Raw genomic sequence first — 23,676 nt, 5'->3', positions numbered from 1 at the left:
TGGGCGCGGCATGCACGCATCACGGTGCATCCGCCGGGCATGGCCCGGCGCTACCGGGTGGGTGGCATGGGCGCGGCATGCACGCATCACGGTGCATCCGCCGGGCATGGCCCGTCGCTACCGGGTAGGTGGCATGGGCGCGGCATGCACGCATCACGGTGCATCCGCCGGGCGTGGCCCGGCGCTACCGGGTGGGTGGCAGGGGCGCGGCATGCACGCATCACGGTGGTTCTTCGCGCCATGCGCCGACCAAGGTCGGCCTCTACCAACGGCGCGGACCGGCAGGCCGCCAGTAGATCCACGCCACGCGTGGATGGTTGGCGCCGCAAAAAAACAAAGGCCCGGGAAATCCCGGGCCTTTGCAGGCAAACCGTGGCCTCAGCCGTGGCTTACCAGATCACCACCTGCGAGTCGCCGGTGCGCGACATCGGCGTACCCGGCTTGCACTGGAAGGCCGCGGTGAAGGTCGGCAGGTTCGACGGCGCACCGATGGCGCGGAACTGCGCCGGCGCGTGCGGGTCGGTCGCCAGGCGGACCTTGGCGTTCTCCGGGGTGTACTTGGTGCGCCACACGGTGGCCCAGTTGAAGAAGAAGCGCTGATCGCGGGTGAAGCCATCGATCTTCGCGTCTTCCTTGCCAGCCGACGCCTTCTGCAGCGCGTCGTAGGCGGTGGCCAGGCCACCCAGGTCGGCGATGTTCTCGCCCAGGGTCAGATGCCCGTTCACGGCCTGGCCGTCGACCTTGTACTGGTCGAACTGCTTGACCAGCTTGCCGGTCAGGCCAGCGAAGTTCTTCGAATCGGCTTCGGTCCACCAGTTCTCGAAGTTGCCGGTCGGCCCGAAGCGGCTGCCCTGGTCGTCGTAACCGTGGGTCATTTCGTGGCCGATGACCGCACCGATGCCGCCGTAGTTCAGCGCGTCGTCGGCCTTCGGGTCGAAGAACGGCGGCTGCAGGATGGCGGCCGGGAACACGATCTCGTTCTGCAGCGGGTTGTAGTAGGCATTGACCGTCTGCGGGGTCATGCCCCACTCGGTCTTGTCCACCGGCTTGCCGATCTTGGCCAGGTTGTACTGGTAGTTGAACGCAGTGGCCGCGCGTACGTTGCCCAGATAGCTGTCACGGTTGGTCTGCAGGCCCGACCAGTCACGCCACTTGTCCGGGTAACCGATCTTCGGAGTGAAGGTTTCCCACTTGGCGATGGCCTTGGCCTTGGTCTCTTCGCTCATCCAGGACAGACCCTGGATGCGTTCCTTCAGCGAGGCGGCCAGGTTCTTCACCAGCTCTTCCATCTTCGCCTTGGCTTCCGGCGAGAAGGCGACCTTCACGTACAGCTGGCCGAAGGCTTCGCCGGCGTCGCTCTCGATGGTGCCCAGCACGCGCTTCCAGCGCGGCTTCTGTTCCTTCTGGCCATTGAGGGTCTTGCCGTAGAACTCGTAGTTCTCCTGCACGAAGGCATCAGCCAGGTACGGCGAAGCGCTGTCCACGGTGTGGAAGCGCAGGTAGGCGCGCCACACCGACGGATCGGTGTCGCCCAGCGCCTTGCTCACTTCCTGGTGGAAGGCCGGGATGGCCAGCGAGAACTTCTCCGGCGCGGCCACGTTCTGCGACTTGAAGAACTCGGTCCAGCTGAAGTTCGGGGTCAGCGCATCGGCCTCGGCCAGGCTGACCGGGTGGTAGTACAGCGAGACATCGCGCGACAGCTCGACGCTGGACTTGGATGCCTTGGCCAGGCGGGTCTCGAACTTGACGACTTCTTCAGCCTGCTTGGCGGCATCGGCAGCGGCCACGCCGGACAGCTCCAGCACCTTGGCCACGTGGGCCTGGTAGGCCTTCAGCTTGTCGGCCTTGGACGCGTCGGTATAGAAGGTCTTGTCCGGCAGGCCCAGGCCGCCCTGGCTGGCGTAAGCCATGTTCACGGCCGAGTTCTTGAAATCGGCTTCGGCGCCGAAGCCGAACAGCACGTTCTCGCCCTTGGCGGCGCTGCTGCGCAGGTAGTTGGCGATGGCCGCCTTGTCCTGCAGGCCATCGATCGCAGCCAGGTCGGCCTTCAGCGGCTCGATGCCCTGCGCGTTGACCTTGGCTTCGTCCATGCCGGTGGCCCACAGGTCGCCGACGATCTTCTCGATGCCGGCCGGGTTCTTGACCTGCGCGACCTGCTCGGCCAGCTGGTGCTGCACGGCCACCGAGCGCTCGTCGAGGATGGTGAAGGCGCCCCAGCTGGTGCGGTCGCCCGGAATCTCGTTGGCGGCCAGCCACTTGCCGTTGACGTAGTCGCCGAAGGCGGTGCAGGCGTCCAGGTTGCTGTCCAGATCGCTGGCCTGGAAGGCGTTGTAGGCCGGCAGCTTGCTCTCGTCGAGCTTGTAGGTGGTGGCGGCGTCGGCCGCGGCCGGCGTGGAGGCGGTGGCATCCTTTGCCGGGGTTTCGTTCTTGCCGCAGCCGACCAGCGCGGCCGAAACGGCCAGGGTCAGCAGCACGATCTTGGGAGTACGGGTCACTTGAATGGCCTCCAGGCCGAGTGAGTCAGGGAAGGGCCGGGGGAACGGCCGTGGGCCGAACGATACGCCGCCGGCCCGCACTGCAAGGGTGTCGAAGGTCATGGCCGGGCGCAAGGGCCTTGCCGGTACCGGAAAAAGACAGACCCGGCAAAAGCCGGGTCTGTCGGGGTACTACATGTGTTGCTGGATCAGAACTTGTAGGTCGCGCCCATGTACATGTAGCGGCCGATGTTGTCGTACATCGCCGAACCGACGTCGGAGCCGAAGTAGTTCACCGGCGGATCCTTGTCGAAGGCGTTGTCCACGCCCAGGTAGACGTCGATCTTGTCGCCCGGGAAGCGGTAGCCGAACTGGAAGTTGTGGTAGACGTACGAGCCGTTGCGGATCGGGCTGGTCTGGCCCGGGTTGGCCTGGTAGCTCTTCGGCTGCACGCGCAGGTTGCTGCTCACGTAGTTCAGGTCCCACGACGCACGCCACTGACCCAGCGAGTACTTGGTCTGCAGCGAACCGCGCCAGCGCGGGTCGGTCACCCAGGTGACGTTCTCGTCGTACTCGTTCGGGAAGTCCTGGAAGGCCCATTCACGCGACTGCAGCAGGCGGGTACCGACCAGGCGGATCACCGTGTCACCCTCGGCCAGCTTGAAGCGGTAGTCCATTTCCAGGTCGACGCCGACGCGACGCGAGCGTGCCAGGTTTTCGTTCAGCGCAACCCAACGGCTGATCGAATGTTCCGGGAAGGTACGACCGCCCGCATCGGTCTTGCCACCGACCGGTGCGCGCTCGATGAAGCCGCAGAAGCTGTTGTTGATGCCCCCCGGCGAATCCACGCAGCGGGTGGCGTTGGTCTGTGCGTTCACTGCACCGATGGCGTCCTTCAGACTGATCCACCAGTAGTCCACGGACATGCCGAAGCCCTGCAGGAAGTCAGGCTGCCAGACCAGGCCATAGGTGAAGCTGCGCGCGCGTTCCGGCTTCAGGTTCGGGTTGCCGCCGCTGACACCCGGGCGGGTTGCGGTGTAGGTATCGACCCAGCCCACCGGCACGCCCAGCGCCGAGCAGTTGGCCTGGCGCAGGGCCGGGTCCGCTGCGGTGTTGGGGCGGTTGGAATTGGTAGCCAGGTAGTTGCAGGGGTCGTTGACGGTGGCGAAGTTCTCGCTCTGCGGGTTGTACAGTTCGCCGATGCTCGGCGCACGCACCGCCTGCGACAGGGTGCCGCGGGCACGCAGGGACGGGATGATGGTCCAGTCCAGGCCGACCTTCCAGGTGGTGGTCTTGCCGATGCTGCTGTAATCGGACCAGCGACCGGCAGCGTCCATGGTCAGGTTGTAGATGCCCGGGATGTCGGCCAGCAACGGCACGGTGGCTTCGACGAATGCTTCGCGCACGTCGTACTTGCCCATCCGGTTGGGGATCGCGTTGAGGAAGGTCAGGCCCTGCGCTGCCAGCGGATCGGTGATTTCACGGCTCTTCTCGCGACGGTATTCCACGCCGCCGGCCACGCCGACGTCGCCGGCCGGCAGGCTGAACAGCGAGGCGTTGGCCAGCGAGGCGCTGAACACCGACTGCTGCAGGCGCGAGTAGTTGAACGACTTGACGTTCATCCAGTCGCGTGCCGCCTGGGTCACCGCACCATTGCCGAACACCGAGAACGGCACGCAGCCTTCGCGGGCGAACTGCGAGTACACGCGGTTGGCGTTGTTGGGATTGGTCGCGTTCGGGTTGAGCGTGGTGCGGCAGACGATCTGGCCGGTGGACGGATCGACCACGGTGTCCAGGCCCGCCTGCCAACGCTCGTTGATGCGGTTGTTGAGGTTCCAGCGCTTGACTTCGCTCTGGCCCCAGTTGCCGTACACGTCGTAGGTCCAGTTCTCGGTCAGGTTGCCTTCCACGCCGAGCACGAAGCGCTGGGTGTTGCGCTCCACGTGCTCGCCACGCTGGCCGGCATCGACGTTGAAGCGGCTCAGGGTCAACTGGCTGGCGCCGTTGGCGGCCATCAGCGCGCGCAGCTGCGGCGAAACGTAGGCATTGTCACGCTGGATGCGCAGGGTCTGGTCGAACGACGGCTGCGCCAGGAAGTCCGACACGGTCTCGGTGTACTTGCCTTCGAAGTACAGGCGATGGTTGTCGGTCAGGTCGAAGTTGACGACCGTATTGACGCTCTTGCGGTCGAAGCCGGGCTGCAGATCGGCCACCGAATTGAGGTCGGCGAAGTCGCAGTTGACGCAGCTGGTGGTGCTCGGCATCACGCCGTCATAGCGCTGCGGGCGGTAGGTGCCGTCCGGATTGAACTGGTAGCGGTTGCCCCAGGTCGCCTTGTTGTTGGGCGAGAACGCACCCAGCGTGAAGGTGCCGCCGAAGGAGATCGAATGGTTGCCGCCGGGGCCGCTCAGCACCGTCTGCGGATTGCTTTCGTTGGAGGGCTTGGTCGGGTCGTAGTTCGGGTTCGGCACCGACACCAGGAATTCGTTGCCGATCGCGCGGTCGCTGCGGACAAAGCGGTCCTGCTTGCTGTATTCCAGTGCGATCGCCGCGCTGCCGCGGCCATTGGCGAAGTCGGTACCGGCCGAGGCGCTGATGAAGGAGCGGTTGAAGCCGCCCTCACTGGCCATGCCGGTCTGGGCGCGCACTTCGGCACCGTCGAACGACTTCTTCATGATGAAGTTGACGACGCCGGCCACGGCATCGGCGCCATACACGGCCGAGGCACCACCGGTGATGACTTCAACGCGTTCGATCCACTCGACCGGGATCGTGTTGACGTCCACCGCCGAGGAGCCGGAGGTCGCGCCGACATGGCGGCGACCATTGACCAGCACCAGCGTACGCGAGGTGCCCATGCCGCGCAGGTCCATCAGGCCCACGCCGGCAGTGCCGATGAAGCGGGTGGAATTGCCCAGCGTGTAGGTCGGGCTCAGCGCCGGCAGGCGCGCCATCAGGTCGCCGATGTTGTTGGCGCCGGTGGCGCGGATTTCTTCGGCGGTAATGGCGGTGACCGGCGAGGGGGTCACGAAGCCGGTACGCGCGATGCGCGAGCCGGTCACGCTGACGCGGTCCAGGTCGATCGGGTTGCTGCCGGAGCTGGCCTCCTGGGCCAGGGCCGGGGCCGCGGCGGCCATCATCAGGCCGGCGAGCAGAGCGTTGGTCAGCGGGTGGCGACCGGGCGTGCGGTGGTGCGTCATGTAGTGAATCCCCCTAGTGGATGAAGATCGTCCGCATCCCTGCGGTTGTTACGGTCATGTTCATGGTTTGTCCTGACCTTCATCGAACCTAACACGCTCTTAACAAGAAAAGTACGGTTCCGTCACGCTTTGTCGCCAGAGATATCAATGGGATACATGAAATTGCAACAAATACAGAGACTTGGTCTCAGTTGTGATGTGCTGAGTCTGGCGTCTCGTGTCATATATGAATGGCCTGTTAAGTCCCGCTTTGCGCAAAAAGGTGTCTTGCTGGGACATCGCGCCGCTCCGGCGCGATGGCGGGGAGTAATGCGCGGGGGTGCGTTCAGGAGCCATTTGTGTGCGGCGGAGTGCGGTGTCAACGCTGGCGATGATCAGCGGTCATGGCACGTCGCCGGCGTGGCGCAGGCAAAAGAAAAGGGCGGCCGGAGCCGCCCTTTTCATGTGCTGCAATGCTGCGATCAGAACTTGTAGGACACGCGCGCGAAGAACGTGCGGCCGTACCAGTCGTACTGCGAGGCGTACAGCGGGACGTTGCCGTAGCGGGTGCCGGCGGTGTTGGAGATCGTGTCCGGCGCCTTGTCGAACAGGTTGCGCACGCCGACCATGAAGGTCCAGTCATCCATGTCGTAGGCCACCGAGGCGCTGTGGCGGAGCTGCCAACCGGCCTTGATGTCGCGGGTCGCGTTCTGGTAACCGGAATAGGTGAAGTTCCGGTCCAGGTCCTTGTTCTGGGTGCTGCTGACGTAGGTGCCCTGCCAGTTGAACGTCCAGTCACCGCGTTCCAGGCTGACGCTGGCCAGGCCGACGGTCTTCGGCCGGCCGATGTAGCCGACCTGGTCGGAGGTGTTGACGCCGCTGTCCGACGCCGACCCGAACAACTGGTAGGTATCTTCGATGGTGTAGGTGACCTGCGCTTCAGCGGAAATCTTGCCGAACGAGAAGTCGTTGTCGTAGTTGACCTGCAGGTCGTAGCCGCGGGTGCGCTCGCGGTTGATGTTCACGTATTTGTTGTAGATCGTGGTGATGTTGTTCGGCGCCGACGGGTTGGTCGGGCTGTTGCGCACAATCTGGTCACAGAATGCGTTGGGGAACACCGCCGAGCCGTAGCAGCCGAACACGATGTCGTACTCGTCGAGCTGAGTGATTTCACCGCGCACGTCATAGTCGAAGTAATCCAGCGCCACGTTGAGGTTGGCGAAGGTCGGGCTCCAGACCAGGCCCAGGGTCTTGGCCTTGGACGTTTCCGGCTGCAGGTTGTTCTTGCCGCCGCCGCCGGAGTAGATGGTGGCGCTACTGCCGCCGCCGCCGGTATAGGTGTCCGGAATGCCGGCCGCGCCGCAATTGGCACGGATGAAGGTGTTGTTGCTGTCGCCCCACTGGATGCAGGGGTCGATCTGGGTCTGCGGCAGGAAGCCGGTCTGATCGCCCAGGTACAGCTCGTACAGGCCCGGCGCACGGAACGAGGTGCCCATGGTGCCGCGCACGCGCAGTGACGGGATGATCTGCCAGTTCACGCCGGTCTTCCAGACGTGATCCGAGCCCGGCACCGAGTCGTATTCGAACACGCGGCCGGAGACGTTCACCGACAGCGATTCGATGCCCGGAATGCCCTTCAGCAGTGGCACGTCGACTTCGGCGAAGGCTTCCTTGACCTTGTCGGTGCCGCGGGTCGGGCCGGCAGAGGTGGAGTTCCAGGCGCGGTCGGCGAGTGCGAAATCCGACGGCGTGTCATCGATCTTGTACCTGCGGAACTCGACACCGAATGCCGAGGCGACATCGCCGGCGGGCAGGGTGAACAGGTTGCCGCTGAAGATCGCGTTGGCACTGGTCTGATCGTAGGTGGTCTTGCCGGTGTGGTACTGGCCCACCGCGGCAATCAGCTCGTTCATGCGGGTGCCGTTGAGGAAGCCCGGATCGAAGTAGTTCACCGGCATGTCATCGTCGGTATAGACGAGATCGCCGGCGCGGTCGACATCGATCGACAGCGTGCCGTACTTGCCGGTAGAGCGGCTGAAGCCGGCGTTGACTTCCCAGGTCCAGCTGTCGGTGGACTTGAACTGGCCATCGAACTTGGTGGTGCCGTAGAAGTAGTCGACCGTGATCTTCTGGTCACTCGGGAACGGCATGATGACCTGGAAGTAGTCATCGGCGGCCTCGCTGTAGACCGTCGGGTAGAACTGGCGCCAGCTGTGCGCCTTGGTCTCACGGCGGTTGTACAGGAACTGGGTCTTCCAGTTGAAGCTGTCGAAGCTGAAGTCGGTGGCGGCGTACAGCGAGGCACGCTCACGCTTATTGATCACTTCCTGGTCGTGGTAGAACGGGAAGTTCAGGACATCCTGGTAGTACGCGGTGCCGCCGTTGGCGTAGGTCGGAGTCGGACGCGGGCGCGGGCGGTAGCCCGGGAATGGGCCCACCGTGCTGCCATCGGGCGAGGGCACGTAGCGGATCGCCGGGTTGTTGTAGTTGATGATGGTGTTGGCGTACAGGTTGCCAGTGCTGCAGCCTGCCAGGTTGGTGCCGGCCAGGATCGAGCGATCCTCACGGTCGATGCGTTTGCCGTCAGTGCCCCACACCATGTCTTCAGCGCAGCGGAAGTAATCGCGATCACCCACGGTCAGCGCGTTCAGACGGTCCCACTGCGCGGCCGCCACGACACTGCCCTTCTCGAAGTTCCAGCCGTTGGCGATCGAGGCAGAGAACTGTTCGCCGCCACCATGCTGCGGCACGCTCATGGAGTAGGTCATCTCCGGCCGGTCCATGGTCTTGCGGGTGATCAGATTGACCACGCCAGCAAGCGCATCGGAGCCGTAGATGGAGGAGGAGCCGTCCTTGACGATTTCCAGCCGCTGCAGGATGGCCTGCGGAATGACGTTCAGATCGAACGCGGCGACCTGGCCGCGGGTACCGGCCGGGCCAGGACGCTGGCCGTCGAGCAGGATCAGCGTGCGGTTCGCGCCCAGGCCACGCAGCGAGACCGTCTGCACACCGGTACCGCCTTCGACGACGAAGCCGCCGAACTGGTTGTTCATCTGCGTGGAGCCCGCAGCGATCGAAGACGTCTGCAGGAAGTCGGCGGTATCGAACTGACCGGCAGAGATCGCCTTGTCGATCGAGATGACCTGCACCGGCGACGTGGTCTCGTACTCGGGGCGCTTGATCAGCGAGCCGGTGACGGTGACGGTGTCAAGTTCAGTGGCGCGCTTGGAAGCGGGGGTGGTGCTTGACGAAGCAGCTTCCTGCTGGGGTGTTTCCTGGGCAAAGGCAGGAGCGACATGCAGACAGGCCAGAACCGCGAGGGTCAGCGGGACGCGGCTCGGCTTTGAGAGGCGAATGACGTTGCGCATTTCGGTAATTTCCCTATTTGTTACGCTTCGGTTAACGGAGTGTATGGTTGCCGTAAAGTAAATGCAAGATGAACGAAGCGAAGCTGTAATGCTTTGATGTTTAAGGGGAATTCACCGTTTGAATGCGGAACGCCCCCGCTGGCGGATGGCCGGCGGGGGCGTTCGGTGACGCGATAAACGTGGGTTAGAGGCCGCCCGGACCGCAATCCTTCTTCAGGAAGCCTTCGATAAGGCCCAGCGTTTCGCGCTGCTGGCGTGGGTACCACGGCATGCTGTGCTGCTGGTCGGCAATCAGGTGGTACTGCGCGGGCACCTTGTCCTTCACTGCTTCGTAGAAGCCCTGGGCGTGGAAGGAGGGGGTGCGCACATCGCGGTCGCCGACGAACAGCATCACCGGGATGTTGGCGCTGGCGGTGTTGCGCATCGGATCCATGCCCTTGACCGTCTGCCCCTGCAGGATGCGTTGCAGGCGGTTGTCGCTCCAGCTGGTGCCCAAGCGTGCGAGATCGGTGACCGGAGCGCCGGCAATGGCGCACTGGTAGGGAGAGCCGGGGCGAACCGTGGCGGCCGCGGCGGCGAAGCCGCCGTACGAATAGCCGAAGATGGCGATGCGGTCTTTTGCCGCGAAGCCCTGCGATACCAGCCAGGCGGCGCCGTCATCATTATCGTCGGACATCTTCTGCCCCCATTCTCGATCACCGGCAGTCCACAGCTCGCGGCCCAGGCCGGACGATCCGCGGTACTGCGGACGCAGCACGGCGTAGCCGCGCGAGGTCAACAGCGCGACCCAGCCCGACGCGTCCCACTGCATGTAATCGCGGGCCCAAGGGCCGCCATGCGGATGGATGATGGCCGGCGCGGGGGGAGCGCCTTCCTTCCATCCGGCGGGTAGATCGAGGATGGCCGGAATGACGCGCCCGTCGCGCGCGGTATAGGTGATCCAGCGCTGCTCGCCCACTGCGCCCTTGGCGATCCACGGACGCTCGCTGCCCAGGCTCACCACCTTCTTGCGGTCCAGCAGCAGGTAGTGCGCAGTCGGGGCATCCGGGCCGGTGGCGCGGAACAGGATGCGGGAGAAATCGTCGTTGTAGCGAGTGATCTCGATCTGCCGCCCTGGCGCGGTTTGCTTGAGCGTGTCCTGGATGGATTTCAGTGTCGGGTCGACATACACCGTCTGCAGTGCCGGGCCATCGATGGTGAAGCCGACGACCTGGTTGAACGTGCTCGGCTGGGTGCTGAACACCAGGCTGGCGATGGAGAAGTTGGGGTTGGCCAGCACCGGTTCGGGATCGAACTTCTGCTGTTTGGCGTCGTAAAGGTGGGCCTGCACCTTGTCCGAGAACAAGTCGGTCAGTACGTAGTACTTGCCGGTGGCGTCGTCCACGCCGGCCAGTTCCACGGTGTGCCGGTTGGACAGGCGCGTCTGCAACGGCTTCTGCAGCACGTACTGACCCGAGGCCGCGTCCAGGATCAGCACCTGCTGGTCGTAGTCACCGCTGACCGGCTCGATCTGGCTCTTGGCGAGCACCTTGCCGCTGCGCGGGTCGAACAGCGCCGGCTGGGCGCGGGTGCCGCCGCGGAACAGCAGTTCGGTTTCCTTTGTCTTGAGGTTGTACAGGTAGTAATTGGCGGTCAGCGTTATCTCGCTGAGCTGGCGGATGATGACCCGGTCCGGATCCAGCGGCAGCATGTTGACCAACGATGCGCTGCCACCCAGTTCCAGGCAGCGCTGGGTCTGTTCGCTCACGCCCAGCTTGCGCGTGTTGTCGGCGAAGGCTTCGTTGAAGGTCTTCTGGCTCTGGTCGGTGAGGTAGGTCTTGACCACGAATGTCTTGGTCGCGCCTGATACGCTGCCTTCGCCGCAACCCCCAAGCTGCCCGGTCCACTCCTGGCGGCCGACCGCGAGGATCTGGTCGGACTTGAGGGCGCCCACGGCAATGAACTTCATCCGGTCGCCGGAGGGCGTGACCACCTTCGGTGCGCCTCCCATTGCGTCGGTATCCCAACTGGCCAGTGCGGTTTCTTCCGGGTTGCCCGGAGAGGGGATCAACGCGACCAGATGCTTGCCGTCCGGACTCATCGAGACCGACTGCAGCGCTGGCATGCGTGCCAGGTCCTCGATCGGAATGGGGGCGGCATGTGCCGTGGCGCTGGCCAGGGCCATGGAGAGGGCACCGCACAGGGTGCGAGCGGAAATCACGTGCATGTCTTGTCCTTTTGCTGCGCGTTGATCGGCTGAAACTGACTGGATTATGAACAAGGTCGAAAGGTAGCAGATCAACGACCTTCCTTGGCAGTGCCGCCGTCGCCCCCCTCCCTCCCGCACCGATGTCGCGCAAAGGAAAGACCCCGCCGGGGCGGGGTCTTCTGTTGTACGCGAACGCGCGGATGGATCAGTGGTTGCCGAACTCGTACTTGGCCTGCACGTAGATGGCCCGCCCGTAGGCGTTGTACAGATAGTTGTTGTACGGCTGGCCGCTGGTGCCGGCGAAGCTGTACCGCTGGTTGTCGGGCAGCTTGTTGAACACGTTGTTGACCATCAGCGACAGGGTCAGGTTGTCCATCGCCCGATAGTTCACGCTCAGGTTGTAGGTGGTGTACGAACCCCACTTGCCGGCCTTGTAGCCGGAGCTGTGGACGTAGTCGTAGCCATTGCCCAGGTAGGCCATGTAGTTCGGCGTCTTGCCGATGTAGTTGGCATACAGGGTGGTGGTCCACTTGTCCTTGGCCCAGCCGATCGAACCGTCGGCGCGCACCTTGGCATACGAGTCGTACACCCACATCGCATACGGGTCGCGCAGCAGGTCCAGGTACTCATCGCCCGGCTGCGGCTGCAGTTCGCGCTTGAGCATGTCGGTGTAGTTGCCGGAGAACTGCAGCGAACCGAAGCGGCCGATGTCCTGCACGTACTTGAAGCTGGCCGTCAGCGCCTGCAGGTTCTGGCTGGCCACGTTCATCTTCGGCGTATAGATCTCGTCGAGCACGCCGGAGGAATCGCGGGTGATCCAATCGGTCACGTTCTGGCAGCTGGCCGAGGTGTTGTTGGTCTGCCCATTGCGGCAGTAGTACTCGGCGAGCAGCAGCTGATCGGAGCTGAGGGTGTTGACCTCGTTCTTGATCTTCCAGTTGTAGTAGTCCACCGACACCGACAGGTTGTTGATCGGAGCCCACACGATGCCGGCGTTCCATACATCGGCGGTGATCGGTTCCAGGTCGGGATTGCCGGACTGGGTGCCGAACACCGACACGCTGTCATACGGGCAACCGGTGGTGTTGGCCGGGTCGTAGCCCAGCTGGCCACAACGGTAGTAGTCGGTGGAACCGTTGGCGTAGTAACCGCTGACACCCTGGAAGGCATCGGACAGGGTGGGCGCGCGGAACGCGGTGCCGTACTTGCCGCGGAACAGCAGGCTGTCGATCGGGCGGAACTCCAGGCCGACGCTGTAGGTCGCCTTGTCGATGGTGTTGCCGCCGATCTTGAAGGCGTCGTAGCGGCCGGAACCGGTCACGGTCAGCGACTCCAGCAACGGCATGCGCAGTTCGCTGGTCACCGCGTAGCTGCTGCGATGGCCGGCGCCGGACACCGCCGTGGTGCCCCACACGCTGCCATCCACCAGGCGGGTATCGGGCGTGTAATCCCAGCCCTCGCTGCCGCCTTCAACCACCACTGCGAAGCCGGCCTCGCCGCCGGGCAGCTTGAACAACGAACCGTTGGTGACCTGCGCACGCAACAGGTTCTGCCAGGTGCGGCTCTGGCTGTAGGTGTAGCCGGTGAAGCTCTGGAAATCTCCGCTCGGCAGGGGCGAGTAGAACGCTTCCCAGTCCGGGCTGTAGATGTTGTAGCCGGTGCTGGTGGTACCCAGCACCGGACCCAGCACGCGCTGCTCGAAATAGTCGTTGATCGGATCGTTCCAGCGCACGAAGTTGCGCTCGGTCAGCTTGTACTCGCCGCGGGTGAAGCTTGCGCTGTAGTCCCAGTTGCCGGCCGTGCCGCGACCGCCGAGCGTGACCTGGTAGGCCTTGTTGCGATCGGTGTTCATGATGTCGCGGTAGCCGCCGCCGCCGATGTCCTCCGGCGCGAACACGCGCTGCAGGTTCATGTACTGGCCGCTGTCCTGATCATAGAAGCGGCCCCAGCCGGAGGAGGTGCCCCACCAGGTGTAGCCGGAGCCGGTGGCGTACTTCACTTCTTCCAGGCTGTAGAGCGCGTCGCCGAACAACTGGAAGTTGTCGTTCACATCGAAGGTCATCGAGCTGTAGATCTGCCCGCTTTCCTTGCCGTTCTTGATGGTCTTGTAGCCGGTGCCATACACCGAACCACAGGCCTGGCCGGTCGGGCGGGTGCCGAGCACGGTGGTGCCGTCGAACTGGCCCGCGACGTTGGCGCACAGGTTCGGGTCCATCATCGCGTAGCGGTTGCTGTTGGCCGGCAGCAGCACCAGGAAGTCGTTGGAGACGTACTGCGGGCTGTAGCCGTCGGGATTGTTGACCTTGGTCAGGTCGCGCTGGTAGCCCCAGATCGGGCTGGTCTTTTCGTACTGCACGTTGACCAGCGCATGGAATCGATCATCGACTCCGTTGAAACCGCGCGCCGCACTGACACGCACGCTGTTGCCGCCGCCTTCGGAGTAGGCGCCGCCGCGGACGTTGAGCACGCCGCCATCCATGCGCTCCTTGAGGATGATGTTGACCACGCCGGCGATCGCATCCGAACCGTACAGCGACGACTGGCCGCCCGGCAGGATCTCGATGCGTTCGACGATGTCGATCGGAATGCCGCTGATGTTGTTGAAACTGTCGCTGCCGTTGTACAGCGCCGGATACGAGAGCATCGGGCGGCCGTTGATCAGGTACTTGGTGTAGCCGGGGCTGAGCCCGAACATGCCGGCTGCCTCGGCACCCTGGGTGAACGAAGCGGATGTCTGTCCGCCCTGCAGGCCGCCGGTCGACAGCGAGGACTGCTGCAGGACGTCGGCGACACTGGTGAAGCCGCGGGTCTGGATGTCCTCGGCGGTAACGGTCAGGACCGGGGTGTGGTTCTCGATCTGCGTCTGCGGGATCAGTGAACCGGTGACGGTGACGCGGTCAAGCTGGGTTGGCCCGTTGTCCTGCGCGTGGACTGCACCGGAGGCGAGCAGGGTGCCGATCAGGGCGAGGGTCAAGGGGTGACGCGAAGGCGTGGAACGATGGCGAGACATGATGGATCCCCGTGTGAGCGATGTCGTCTGGCTGATGTCCTCCCTGACATCTTCATGACCTGTTCAGTTGCAATCCGTTCAGCCGGACCGTAACACGACGTTCACGCTGTCAAAATGAGGCCGTCACACGGATGTGCAAGGTATTTCCGGAAAATTCCTTTGCAATCAACCAATAAGCAGGTTTGTCTGGGAATGTTTCAAAATGTTGCGGTGCAGAACAGTATCGGTCAGTAACAAGTTTCTGCTTTTGATTCAAAGGCTTAGAGAGGTCCTAGGGGGCTTTTCAATTAATTAATTTATGGGACTTTCAACTCTTGCCCGTCTCAATTCGCATGCATGAAAAAAGGCCCCGCCGAAGCGGGGCCTTTGGGTACCTCGGGACCGGCGCTTACTTCTTGCCGAACTCGTACTTGGCCTGCACGTAGACCGCACGGCCGTACGGGTTGTAGATGTTGCTGTTGTATGGCGCACCGATGTTGCCGGCGTAGCTGTGGGCCTGGCCGTCGGGCATCTTGTTGAACACGTTGTTGACCATCATCGACAGGGTCAGGTTGTCCATCGCCTGGTAGTTCACGCTCAGGTTGTAGGTGGTGTACGAGCCCCACTTGCCGGCCTCGTACCCAGACGGATGCACGTAGTCGTAGCCCTTGCCCAGGTACGCCATGCGGTTGGGCGTCTTGCCGATATAGTTGAAGTACAGGGTGGTGGTCCACTTGTCCTTCGCCCAGCCCACCGCACCATCTGCGCGCACCTTGGCGTACTGGTCGTAGTTCCACATCGCGTACGGGTCACGCAGCAGGTCCAGGTAATCGTCGCCCGGCTGCGGCTGCAGTTCGCGCTTGATCATGTTGGTGTAGTTGCTGGAGAACTGCAGCGCACCGAAGCGGCCGATGTCCTGCACGTACTTGAAGCTGGCCGTCACCGCCTGCAGGTTCTGGCTGGCGATGTTCATCTTCGGCGTGTAGATCTGCTCCAGCTTGCCGGTGCCGTCACGGGTGATCCAGTCGCTCACGTTCTGGCAGCTGGCCGAGGTGTTGTTGGTCTGGCCGTTGCGGCAGTAGTACTCGGCCAGCAGCAACTGGTCGGAACTGAGGGTGTTGACCTCGTTCTTGATCTTCCAGTTGTAGTAGTCCACCGACACCGACAGGTTGTTGATGGGGGCCCACACGATGCCTGCGTTCCAGACGTCGGCGGTGATCGCTTCCAGATCGGGGTTGCCGGACTGTTCGCCGAACACCGACTCGTTGGCGTACGGGCACCCGACGGTGTCGCTGGGGTTGAAGCCAAGCTGGCCACAGCGGTAGTAGTCGACCGAACTGTTGGCGTAGTAACCGCTGCGGCCCTGGAACGCGTCGGACAGGCTGGGCGCGCGGAAGGCAGTGCCGTACTTGCCGCGGAACAGCAGGCTTTCAATGGGACGGAATTCCACACCGATGCTGTAGGTCGACTTGTCGACGGTCTTGTCGGCGATCTTGAACGCGTCGTAGCGGCCGGAGGCGGTCACGGTCAGTGACTCCAGCAGCGGCATGCGCAGCTCGCTGGTCAGCGCGTAGTTGCTGCGATGGCCGGCGCCGGCGACCGAGGTGGTGCCCCACACGCTGCCATCGAGCAGGCGCTGGTCCGGCGTATACGACCAGCCTTCGCTGCCGGCTTCGGCGACCACGGCCAAGCCCGCATCGCCACCGGGCAGCTTGAACAGCGAACCGTTGGTGATCTGCGCGCGGCCCAGGTTCTGCCAGGTGCGGCTCTTGTTGTAGGTGAAGCCGGTGAAGGTCTGGAAATCACCTGCCGGCAGCGGCGAATAGAACGCGCCCCAGTTCGGGTTGTAGATGTTGTAGCCGTCGTCGCTGACGCCCAGTACCGGACCCAGCACGCGGTCTTCGAAGTAGCTGTCGATCTCGTTGGCCCAGCGCGCGAAGCTGCGCTCGGTCAGCTTGTACTCGCCGCGGCTGAAGCTGGCGCTGTAATCCCAGTTGCCGACGTTGCCACGACCACCGAGGGTGACCTGGTAGGCCTTGTTGCGATCGGTGCTCATGATGTCGCGGTAGCCGGCGGCGCTGATGTCCTCTGGCGCGAACGCGCGCTGCAGGTTCATGTATTCGCCACTGGCCTGGTCGACGAACGCACCGAAGCCGACATCGCTGCCCCAGAAGGCATAGCCCGAACCGGCGTTGTACTGCACCTCTTCCAGGCTGTACAGCGCATCGGCGAACAGCTGGAAGTTGTCGTTGACGTCGAAGGACATCGACGAATAGATCTGGCTGCTTTCCTTGCCGTTCTTCAGGGTCTTGTAGCCGGCACTGAAGGGCGAACCACAGGATTCACCGGTGGCTCGCGTGCCCAGTACGGTGGTGCCGCCGAACTGGCCGGCTACGTTGGCGCAGCGGGTCGGGTCCATCATCACGTAAGCGTTCTGCTGGCCCGGCAGGTAGACCAGGAAGTCGTTGGTCGGCACCTGCGGCGTATAGCCCTGGGTGTTGTTCTGCTTGGTCAAATCACGCTGATAGCCCCAGATCGGGCTGCTCTTCTCGTACTGCACGTTGACCAGCGCGTGGAAGCGGTCATCGAAGGCGTTGAAGCCATGCGCGCCACTGACGCGGAAATCGTTGCCGCCGCCCTCGGTGTGACCGCCGCCGCGCACGTTCAGCACGCCGCCGTCCATGCGGTCCTTGAGGATGATGTTGACCACACCGGCGATCGCGTCCGAGCCGTACAGCGACGACTGGCCACCGGGCAGGATCTCGATGCGCTCGACGATGTCGATCGGGATGCCGCTGAGGTTGTTGAAGGTGTCGCTGCCGTTGTAGAGGGCAGGGTAGGACAGCATCGGCCGTCCATTGATCAGGTACTTGGTGTAGCTCGGGCTGAGGCCGAACATGCCCGAGGCTTCAGCGCCCTGGGTGAACGAAGCCGAGGTCTGGCCGCCCTGCAGGCCGCCGGTGGTCAGCGAGTTCTGCTGCAGCACCTCGGCCACGCTGGTGAAGCCGCGGGTCTGGATGTCCTCGGCGGTGACGGTCAGGACCGGCGTGTGGTTCTCGATCTGCGTCTGCGGGATCAGTGAGCCGGTGACGGTCACGCGTCCGAGATCGGTGGGCGTGTTGTCCTGGGCGAGCGCGATTGCGCTGCTGCTGGCCAGGATCAGGCCGCTGAGGACGGCGCGGGTGAGCGGGTGACGCGGAAAGCCATTGCGAGACATGCGGTACTCCGTGTGGTCGTGAGAAACGCGTTTTCCCTTTCCTGGGAACTCATGGATTGTTCAGCAGACTGCAGACACAGAAGGGCGGCGTTTTTCGAACGTAACACACGCTTAACTTGTTTTTCGCGGACTTGTCGCGCTCTCGCAATGGCTCGTTGCGAGTTAATAAAAAAATCTTTAAAAACAATATATTGCGATATCGGTACGAATTTGCCGATTGTGGCTTAATGAATAATTCGTAAATGGTTGATGGGTTAACAATCGGGATATTCATGCGCTGATCGATGCACATGCGTCGCCCCAAAAAAAAGGCCCCGCCGAAGCGGGGCCTGGTCCGGAATCAAACCCGGAAAACGACGGGATTACTTGCCGAAGTCGTACTTGGCCTGCACGTACACGGTGCGGCCGTAGACGTTGTACAGGTAGTTGTTGAACGGCGTGCCGGAAGTACCCTGGTAGCTGTGGGCCTGCTGCTCGGGCATCTTGTTGAACACGTTGTTGACCATCAGCGACAGGGTCAGGTCATCCTGCACGCGGTAGTTCACGCTCAGGTTGTAGGTGGTGTACGACGCCCACTTGCCTGCCTTGTAGCCCGACGCGGTGTGGGTGTACTCGTAGCCGTTCAGGCCTGCCAGGTAGTTCGGGGTGTGGCCGATGTAGTTGGCGTACAGCGTGGTGGTCCACTTGTCCAGCGACCAGGCCACCGACGCGTCGGAACGGACCTTGGCGAAGCTGTCGTAGTTCCACATCGACTTCGGGTTGCCCAGCAGGTCCTGGAAGTCCTCGCCCGGCTGCGCCTGCACTTCACGCTTGAGCATGTTGGTGTAGTTGCCCGAGAACTGCAGCGAACCGAAGCGGCCGATGTCCTGCAGGTACTTGAAGCCGACGGTCACGGCCTGCAGGTTCTGGCGGGCCACGTTCATCTTCGGGGTGTACAGCGAGCTCAGGTTGCCGGCCGAATCACGGGTGACCCAGTCAGCCACGTTCTGGCAGGTAGCCGAGGAACCGTTCGGCAGGCCGTTGCGGCAGTAGTACTCGGCCAGCAGCAGCTGGTCGGTGCTGGCCGTATCGACTTCGTTCTCGATCTTCCAGTTGTAGTAGTCGGCCGAGATCGACAGGTTCGCCATCGGCGCCCAGACGATGCCCGCATTCCAGACGTCGGCGGTGATCGGCTCCAGGTCCGGGTTGCCGGCACGCTCGGAGTAGACCGAGACGCTGTCCGCGTAGCGGCAGGCGTCGGTGTTGCCCGGCACGTAGCCCAGCTCGCCGCAACGGTAGTAGTCGGTCGAGTTGGCAGCGTAGTAGCCGCTGCGGCCCTGGAACGCGTCGGGCAGGGTCGGTGCGCGGAAGGCGGTGCCGTACTTGCCGCGGAACAGCAGGCTTTCGATCGGACGGAACTCGACACCCACGCTGTAGGTGGCCTTGTCGACGGTGTTGTCGGCGATCTTGAAGGCGTCATAGCGACCGGAAGCGGTCACCGTCAGCGACTCCAGCAGCGGCATGCGCAGCTCGCTGGTCACCGCGTAGTTGCTGCGATGGCCGTTGCCGGCAACAGCCGACGAGCCCCACACGTCGCCGTCCAGCAGGCGCTGGTCGGGGCTGTAGTCCCAACCTTCGCTGCCGCCTTCGACGACCACGGCCAGGCCGGCGTCACCGCCCGGAAGCGAGAACAGCGAGCCATTGGTGACCTGCGCGCGTGCCAGGTTCTGCCAGGTGCGGGCATGGTTGGTGGTGTAGCCGGTGAAGCCAGCGAAGTCTTCCGGCGCGATCGGCGAGTAGAACGCGCCCCAGTTGGTGTTGTAGATGCCGAAGCCATCCTTGGTGCCCAGCTGCGGGCCCAGCACCTTGTCGGCGAAGTAGCTGTTGATGGCATTGCCGAAGCGCTGGAACTTGCTTTCATCCAGGCGGTATTCGCCACGGGTGAAACTCAGGCTGTAGTCCCAGTTGCCGACCGCGCCCTTGCCGCCCAGGGTGACCTGGTAGGCACGGCTCTTGTCGTTGTTCAGGATGCCCTTGTAGCCTTCGCCGCCGATGTCTTCCGGAGCGAACGCGCGCTGCAGGTTGACCAGCTTGCCCGACGCCTGGTCGTAGAAGCCGCCCATGCCGCTCTTGGTGCCCCACCACAGGTAGTTCGAGCCCGAGGTGTATTCGGTCTTTTCCTTGCTGTAGAGCACGTCGGCGAACAGCTGGAAGTTGTCGTTCACGTCGAAGGTCATCGACGAGTAGAACTGGCCGCTGTCCTTGCCGTTCTTCAGGGTCTTGTAGCCGGCGCCGAACACCGAACCGCAGGACTGGCCGGTCGGACGGTTGGCCAGCACGGTGGTGCCATCGAACTGGCCGGCAACGTTGGCGCAGTTGCTCGGGTCCATCATGTACAGCGCGTTGGTCTTGGCGTCGATGACGGCGAAGTCGTTCGACGGCAGCTGCGCGGTGTAACCGTGGGTGTTGTTCTGCTTGGTCAGGTCACGCTGGTAGCCCCAGATCGGGTTGCTGCTTTCGATCTGCACGTTGACCAGTGCATTGAAGCGGTCGTCCAGCGCCGAGAAGCCGTGTGCGCCGCTGATGCGGAAGCTGTTGCCGCCGCCTTCGGTGGAGGTGCCGCCACGCACGGACAGGCTGCCGCCTTCCATGTGGTCCTTCAGGATGATGTTGACCACGCCGGCGATCGCATCCGAACCGTACAGGGAGGACTGGCCGCCCGGCAGGACTTCGATGCGCTCGACGATGTCGATCGGAATGCCGCTGATGTTGTTGAACGCGTCGCCACCGTTGTACAGCGCCGGGTAGGACATCATCGGGCGGCCGTTGATCAGGTACTTGGTGTAACCCGGATTCAGGCCGAACATGCCAGCGGCTTCAGCGCCTTGGGTGAACGAAGCGGAGGTCTGGCCGCCCTGGATGCCGCCGGTGGTCAGCGAGGACTGCTGCAGCACTTCGGCGACGCTGTTGAAGCCGCGCGACTGGATGGCTTCAGCGCTGATGGTCATGACCGGGGTCTGGGTTTCAACCTGGGTCTGCGGGATCAGCGAGCCGGTGACGGTGATCTTGTCCAGGTTGGTGGCCTTGTCCTGGGCCATTGCCGGCGAGGCGGCAACCAGGGCGGAGATCAAGGCGACAGCGAGGGTGTTGCGACGTGCGGAATTGCGAAGGTCTTTCATGTAGTTCCGTTCAGAGAGCAAATACGAGTACGGCACTGCGCATGCGCCATCGTGCGTGCTGTAGAACCAGCGACGCAGCCCAAAACCAGTGCTTAGCGAACGTAACATGAACTTAACAATCTGTGCACGAATCTGTAGCAATCCTGAATTTCAGTCAGCGTACGTCCAGCTTGTATGATGTTGGGTTCTTCTTATCGATTCACCCCGGAGTCCGCAGTGAACAGTTCTTCCCGTCGTCCGCATGCCAGCCAGGTGCAGAAGGGACTGGCGCCGCATGCGCGCATCCGCAACGTGATCGCGGTGGGCTCGGGAAAGGGTGGGGTGGGCAAGTCGACCACGGCGGTCAACCTCGCCGTTGCCCTGCAGCAGCTGGGTGCGCGCGTCGGCGTGCTTGATGCGGACATCTACGGCCCCAGCGTGCCGGCGATGCTCGGCCTGTCCGGCCGCCCGGAGAGCCCGGACAACAAGAGCATCGAGCCGATGCGTGCGTTCGGCGTGGACACCATGTCGATCGGTTATCTGGTCGAGGACGAGACACCGCTGATCATGCGTGCACCGCGCGCGACGGCGGCGCTGACCCAGCTGTTCGAAGACACGCTGTGGGACGACCTGGACTACCTGCTGATCGACCTGCCGCCGGGTACCGGCGACATCCAGCTGACGCTGGTGCAGAAGATTCCGCTGGCCGGCGCGGTGATCGTCACCACGCCGCAGGACATCGCCACGCTGGACGCGAAGAAGGCGCTGAAGATGTTCGAGAAGGTCGAAGTGCCGGTGCTGGGCGTGGTCGAGAACATGGCCGTGCATACCTGCAGCAACTGCGGGCACGTGGAGCACCTGTTCGGCGAGGGTGGTGGCGAGCGCATGGCGGCGCAGTACGGGGTACCGCTGCTGGGGTCGCTGCCGCTGCAGATCGGCATCCGCGAGCAGGGTGACGCCGGTACCCCGATCACCGCCGCGCAGCCGGATTCGGCCGCGGCCCAGGCCTACCATCGCGCTGCCCAGCGTCTGGTCGAGGAGGTGGGCAAGCGCCCTCGCGCCTCGATCCCGATCCTGTCCTCGCTGCTGTAAGGGCCCGCCGGCGGGGCTGCGGCGGCGACGCCCGGCCCCCTGCTAGAATCCTCGCGCCCCCTTGCACCCAGGACAGAGCATGAGCATCAAGAGTGACCGTTGGATCCGCCAGATGTCCGAACAGCACGGCATGATCGAGCCGTACGAGGCTGGGCAGGTCAAGCAGGTCAACGGCGAGCGCATCGTCAGCTACGGCACCTCCAGCTACGGCTACGACGTGCGCTGCTCGCGCGAGTTCAAGGTGTTCACCAACATCAACTCGACGATCGTCGACCCCAAGCATTTCGATCCGGGCAGCTTCGTCGACATCGTTGGCGATGAGTGCATCATTCCGCCGAACAGCTTCGCGCTGGCCCGCACGGTCGAATATTTCCGCATTCCGCGCGACACCCTGGTCGTGTGCCTGGGCAAGAGCACCTATGCGCGCTGCGGCATCATCGTCAACGTGACCCCGCTGGAGCCGGAGTGGGAAGGTCATGTGACCCTGGAGTTCAGCAACACCACGCCGCTGCCGGCGCGCATCTACGCCAACGAAGGCGTGGCGCAGATGCTGTTCTTCCAGTCCGATGAAGTGTGCGAGACCTCGTACAAGGACCGTGGCGGCAAGTACCAGGGCCAGACCGGCGTGACTCTGCCGCGCACCTGAAGGGGGCGCCGGGCGATGCCCGGCGTTCTGCGTGATCACGAAGGCGGCGCATGCGCCGCCTTTGCTTATTTGCCGCGACCGAACAGGATCGCGATGCCCACGGCCACCAGGCCGAGCGGCCACCAGGTCAGCAGCAGGCGCGACAGGTTCAGGTTGGTCCAGCCCAGATTGCTGGCCAGCATGAACAGGCCGATCAGGATCAGCAGGATGGCGGCGACGATATTGAATCGCATCGGGTCGGCACTGGCTCAGGAATGGGCCGGATATCCTAGCCGTTCCTTCCAGTAGGCGACATGCTGGTCCAGTGCGGCCGGTTCATAGCGGTGCGCCGGGCCGCTGCCCCAGACCGGTCCCGGCCACGCCGGATCGCCGTCGTGGCGGCCGATCACGTGGAAATGCAGCTGGCGCACGATATTGCCCAGCGCGCCGATGTTGATCTTCTCCACCCCGTCGGAACCGTGCAGCGCCTTGCAGGCGCGGTTGAGCTCGGTGCGCAGCTTGTCCTGCTGCTCGCCGTCCAGCTCGATCCACTCGGTCACCCCGGCCAGGCGCGGCACCAGGACCAGCCAGGGGAATCGTTCGTCGTTCATCAGTCGCACTTGCGACAACGGGCCTTCAGCCACCAGCACGCTATCGGTGGCCAGGCGTGAATCGAGTTCGAAATCGCTCATCCAAGATGCTCCGAGAAGAAGTCCAGGGTGCGTTGCAGCGCCAGGGCGGCGCTGTCTGGATCATACGCATGTCCGACCTCGCGGTTGAAGGCATGGTCGGCTGGATAGACGAAGGTCGCCATCTGCGGCAGCTTCTCGCGGTGGGCCTGGATCGCCTCCGGCGGGATGCTCTTGTCCTGCGCGCCGAAGTGGAACATCACCGGGGCCTTCGGCGTTTCATCCAGGAACTGCACGTTGCGTGCCCCGTAGTAGCTCACCGAGGGCAGGCCCAGGCGCAGCGCGGACAGCAGCGCGACGCTGCCGCCCCAGCAGTAGCCGACCGTGCCCACCTTGCCGTGCGGCGCCAGCCGGGTGGCTGCGGCGCGGACCACTTCCAGCGCCTTTTCCATGCCCAGGTCGGTGACCCGTTGCAGGCCATCCTTCACGCCTTCGGGGGTATAGGGCAGGGCATCCGGATCGGCCTCGGGGCCGTCCACCAGGTCGAAGAATGACGGTGCCAGCACCGCGTAGCCCTCGGCCGCGAAACGTTCGGCCACGTTGCGGATATGCGGGTTGGCGCCGAAGATTTCCTGCACCACCACCAGTGCGCCGCGGGGTTTGCCCTCGAGCAGTGCCTGCCAGGCGCGGACCGGGCCGTAATGCGTGTCCAGGGTGATCCATTCGGACATCGGGGGGTACCTCGTTGCAGGGGGACAGGCGTGCATTGTCGGTGCTG

12 protein-coding genes are annotated in these 23,676 nt (G+C 63.7%); 2 read left to right on the top strand and 10 right to left on the bottom strand.

The window, feature by feature from the left end; translation table 11 throughout:
• Window positions 1-389: 389 nt before the first annotated feature.
• The 7 genes from ACFX4F_RS01145 to ACFX4F_RS01115 form a co-directional block, all read right to left on the bottom strand.
• Window positions 390-2,495 carry a M13 family metallopeptidase gene (locus ACFX4F_RS01145; RefSeq protein WP_099819018.1) on the bottom strand — a complete coding sequence of 702 codons (2,106 nt, stop codon included), beginning with the start codon at window positions 2,493-2,495 and terminating at the stop codon, window positions 390-392.
• Window positions 2,496-2,683: 188 nt separating this feature from the next.
• Window positions 2,684-5,614 carry a TonB-dependent receptor domain-containing protein gene (locus ACFX4F_RS01140; RefSeq protein ID WP_380651413.1) on the bottom strand — a complete coding sequence of 977 codons (2,931 nt, stop codon included), beginning with the start codon at window positions 5,612-5,614 and terminating at the stop codon, window positions 2,684-2,686.
• A 521-nt stretch (window positions 5,615-6,135) separates the two neighbouring features.
• Window positions 6,136-9,021: a TonB-dependent receptor domain-containing protein gene (locus tag ACFX4F_RS01135; RefSeq protein WP_099819020.1), complete on the bottom strand. Its 2,886-nt coding sequence runs from the start codon at window positions 9,019-9,021 to the stop codon at window positions 6,136-6,138.
• 184 nt (window positions 9,022-9,205) lie between these two features.
• Window positions 9,206-11,227: a S9 family peptidase gene (locus ACFX4F_RS01130; protein WP_243379901.1), complete on the bottom strand. Its 2,022-nt coding sequence runs from the start codon at window positions 11,225-11,227 to the stop codon at window positions 9,206-9,208.
• A gap of 187 nt (window positions 11,228-11,414) precedes the next feature.
• A complete protein-coding gene (locus tag ACFX4F_RS01125) occupies window positions 11,415-14,219 on the bottom strand; it encodes a TonB-dependent receptor domain-containing protein (protein ID WP_380651408.1) in 2,805 nt (934 codons plus the stop codon).
• 388 nt (window positions 14,220-14,607) lie between these two features.
• On the bottom strand, window positions 14,608-17,415 hold the full coding sequence (locus ACFX4F_RS01120) for a TonB-dependent receptor domain-containing protein (protein ID WP_380651405.1): 2,808 nt from the start codon (window positions 17,413-17,415) through the stop codon (window positions 14,608-14,610).
• Between the two features lie 362 nt (window positions 17,416-17,777).
• Entirely contained in the window at window positions 17,778-20,573 is a 2,796-nt protein-coding gene (locus tag ACFX4F_RS01115) for a TonB-dependent receptor plug domain-containing protein (RefSeq protein ID WP_380651402.1), read from the bottom strand.
• A gap of 216 nt (window positions 20,574-20,789) precedes the next feature.
• Here ACFX4F_RS01115 and apbC point away from each other — a divergent pair, with 216 nt between their 5' ends.
• Both apbC and dcd read left to right on the top strand, forming a co-directional pair.
• Window positions 20,790-21,644 (top strand): iron-sulfur cluster carrier protein ApbC, encoded by an 855-nt coding sequence (apbC, locus tag ACFX4F_RS01110; protein ID WP_089236336.1) that lies wholly within the window; start codon window positions 20,790-20,792, stop codon window positions 21,642-21,644.
• Window positions 21,645-21,723: 79 nt separating this feature from the next.
• Complete coding sequence (gene dcd, locus ACFX4F_RS01105; RefSeq protein WP_089236335.1) at window positions 21,724-22,290, top strand: dCTP deaminase; 567 nt, start codon at window positions 21,724-21,726, stop codon at window positions 22,288-22,290.
• Between the two features lie 65 nt (window positions 22,291-22,355).
• On the opposite strand, the gene ACFX4F_RS01100 is transcribed toward dcd, so the two are convergent.
• From ACFX4F_RS01100 to ACFX4F_RS01090, 3 genes are read right to left on the bottom strand one after another with little or no spacing between them, the layout of a single operon-like run.
• A complete protein-coding gene (locus tag ACFX4F_RS01100; protein WP_025876120.1) occupies window positions 22,356-22,523 on the bottom strand; it encodes a LiaI-LiaF-like domain-containing protein in 168 nt (55 codons plus the stop codon).
• A 15-nt stretch (window positions 22,524-22,538) separates the two neighbouring features.
• On the bottom strand, window positions 22,539-22,961 hold the full coding sequence (locus tag ACFX4F_RS01095) for an HIT domain-containing protein (protein WP_032975033.1): 423 nt from the start codon (window positions 22,959-22,961) through the stop codon (window positions 22,539-22,541).
• The gene (locus ACFX4F_RS01090; protein WP_099819024.1) at window positions 22,958-23,629 is read right to left on the bottom strand and encodes a dienelactone hydrolase family protein; all 672 of its coding nucleotides are present in this window, start codon (window positions 23,627-23,629) and stop codon (window positions 22,958-22,960) included. The genes ACFX4F_RS01095 and ACFX4F_RS01090 overlap by 4 nt, the downstream gene beginning before the upstream one ends.
• Window positions 23,630-23,676 lie beyond the last annotated feature (47 nt).

Source organism: Stenotrophomonas sp. YIM B13575 (assembly GCF_042787595.1).
Taxonomy (GTDB): Bacteria; Pseudomonadota; Gammaproteobacteria; order Xanthomonadales; family Xanthomonadaceae; genus Stenotrophomonas; species Stenotrophomonas lactitubi_B.
Note: the sequence above shows the minus strand (reverse complement) of the source record. Positions and strands in the feature narration are given on the sequence as shown.

What these genes read in the sequence shown, in the direction of transcription:
- ACFX4F_RS01090 (WP_099819024.1), bottom strand. Translation starts at nt 23,629, where the DNA reads ATGTCCGAATGGATCACCCTGGACACGCATTACGGCCCGGTCCGCGCC.
- ACFX4F_RS01140 (WP_380651413.1), bottom strand. Translation starts at nt 5,614, where the DNA reads ATGATGGCCGCCGCGGCCCCGGCCCTGGCCCAGGAGGCCAGCTCCGGC.
- ACFX4F_RS01135 (WP_099819020.1), bottom strand. Translation starts at nt 9,021, where the DNA reads ATGCGCAACGTCATTCGCCTCTCAAAGCCGAGCCGCGTCCCGCTGACC.
- ACFX4F_RS01115 (WP_380651402.1), bottom strand. Translation starts at nt 20,573, where the DNA reads ATGAAAGACCTTCGCAATTCCGCACGTCGCAACACCCTCGCTGTCGCC.
- ACFX4F_RS01120 (WP_380651405.1), bottom strand. Translation starts at nt 17,415, where the DNA reads ATGTCTCGCAATGGCTTTCCGCGTCACCCGCTCACCCGCGCCGTCCTC.
- ACFX4F_RS01100 (WP_025876120.1), bottom strand. Translation starts at nt 22,523, where the DNA reads ATGCGATTCAATATCGTCGCCGCCATCCTGCTGATCCTGATCGGCCTG.
- dcd (WP_089236335.1), top strand. Translation starts at nt 21,724, where the DNA reads ATGAGCATCAAGAGTGACCGTTGGATCCGCCAGATGTCCGAACAGCAC.
- ACFX4F_RS01095 (WP_032975033.1), bottom strand. Translation starts at nt 22,961, where the DNA reads ATGAGCGATTTCGAACTCGATTCACGCCTGGCCACCGATAGCGTGCTG.
- ACFX4F_RS01130 (WP_243379901.1), bottom strand. Translation starts at nt 11,227, where the DNA reads ATGCACGTGATTTCCGCTCGCACCCTGTGCGGTGCCCTCTCCATGGCC.
- ACFX4F_RS01125 (WP_380651408.1), bottom strand. Translation starts at nt 14,219, where the DNA reads ATGTCTCGCCATCGTTCCACGCCTTCGCGTCACCCCTTGACCCTCGCC.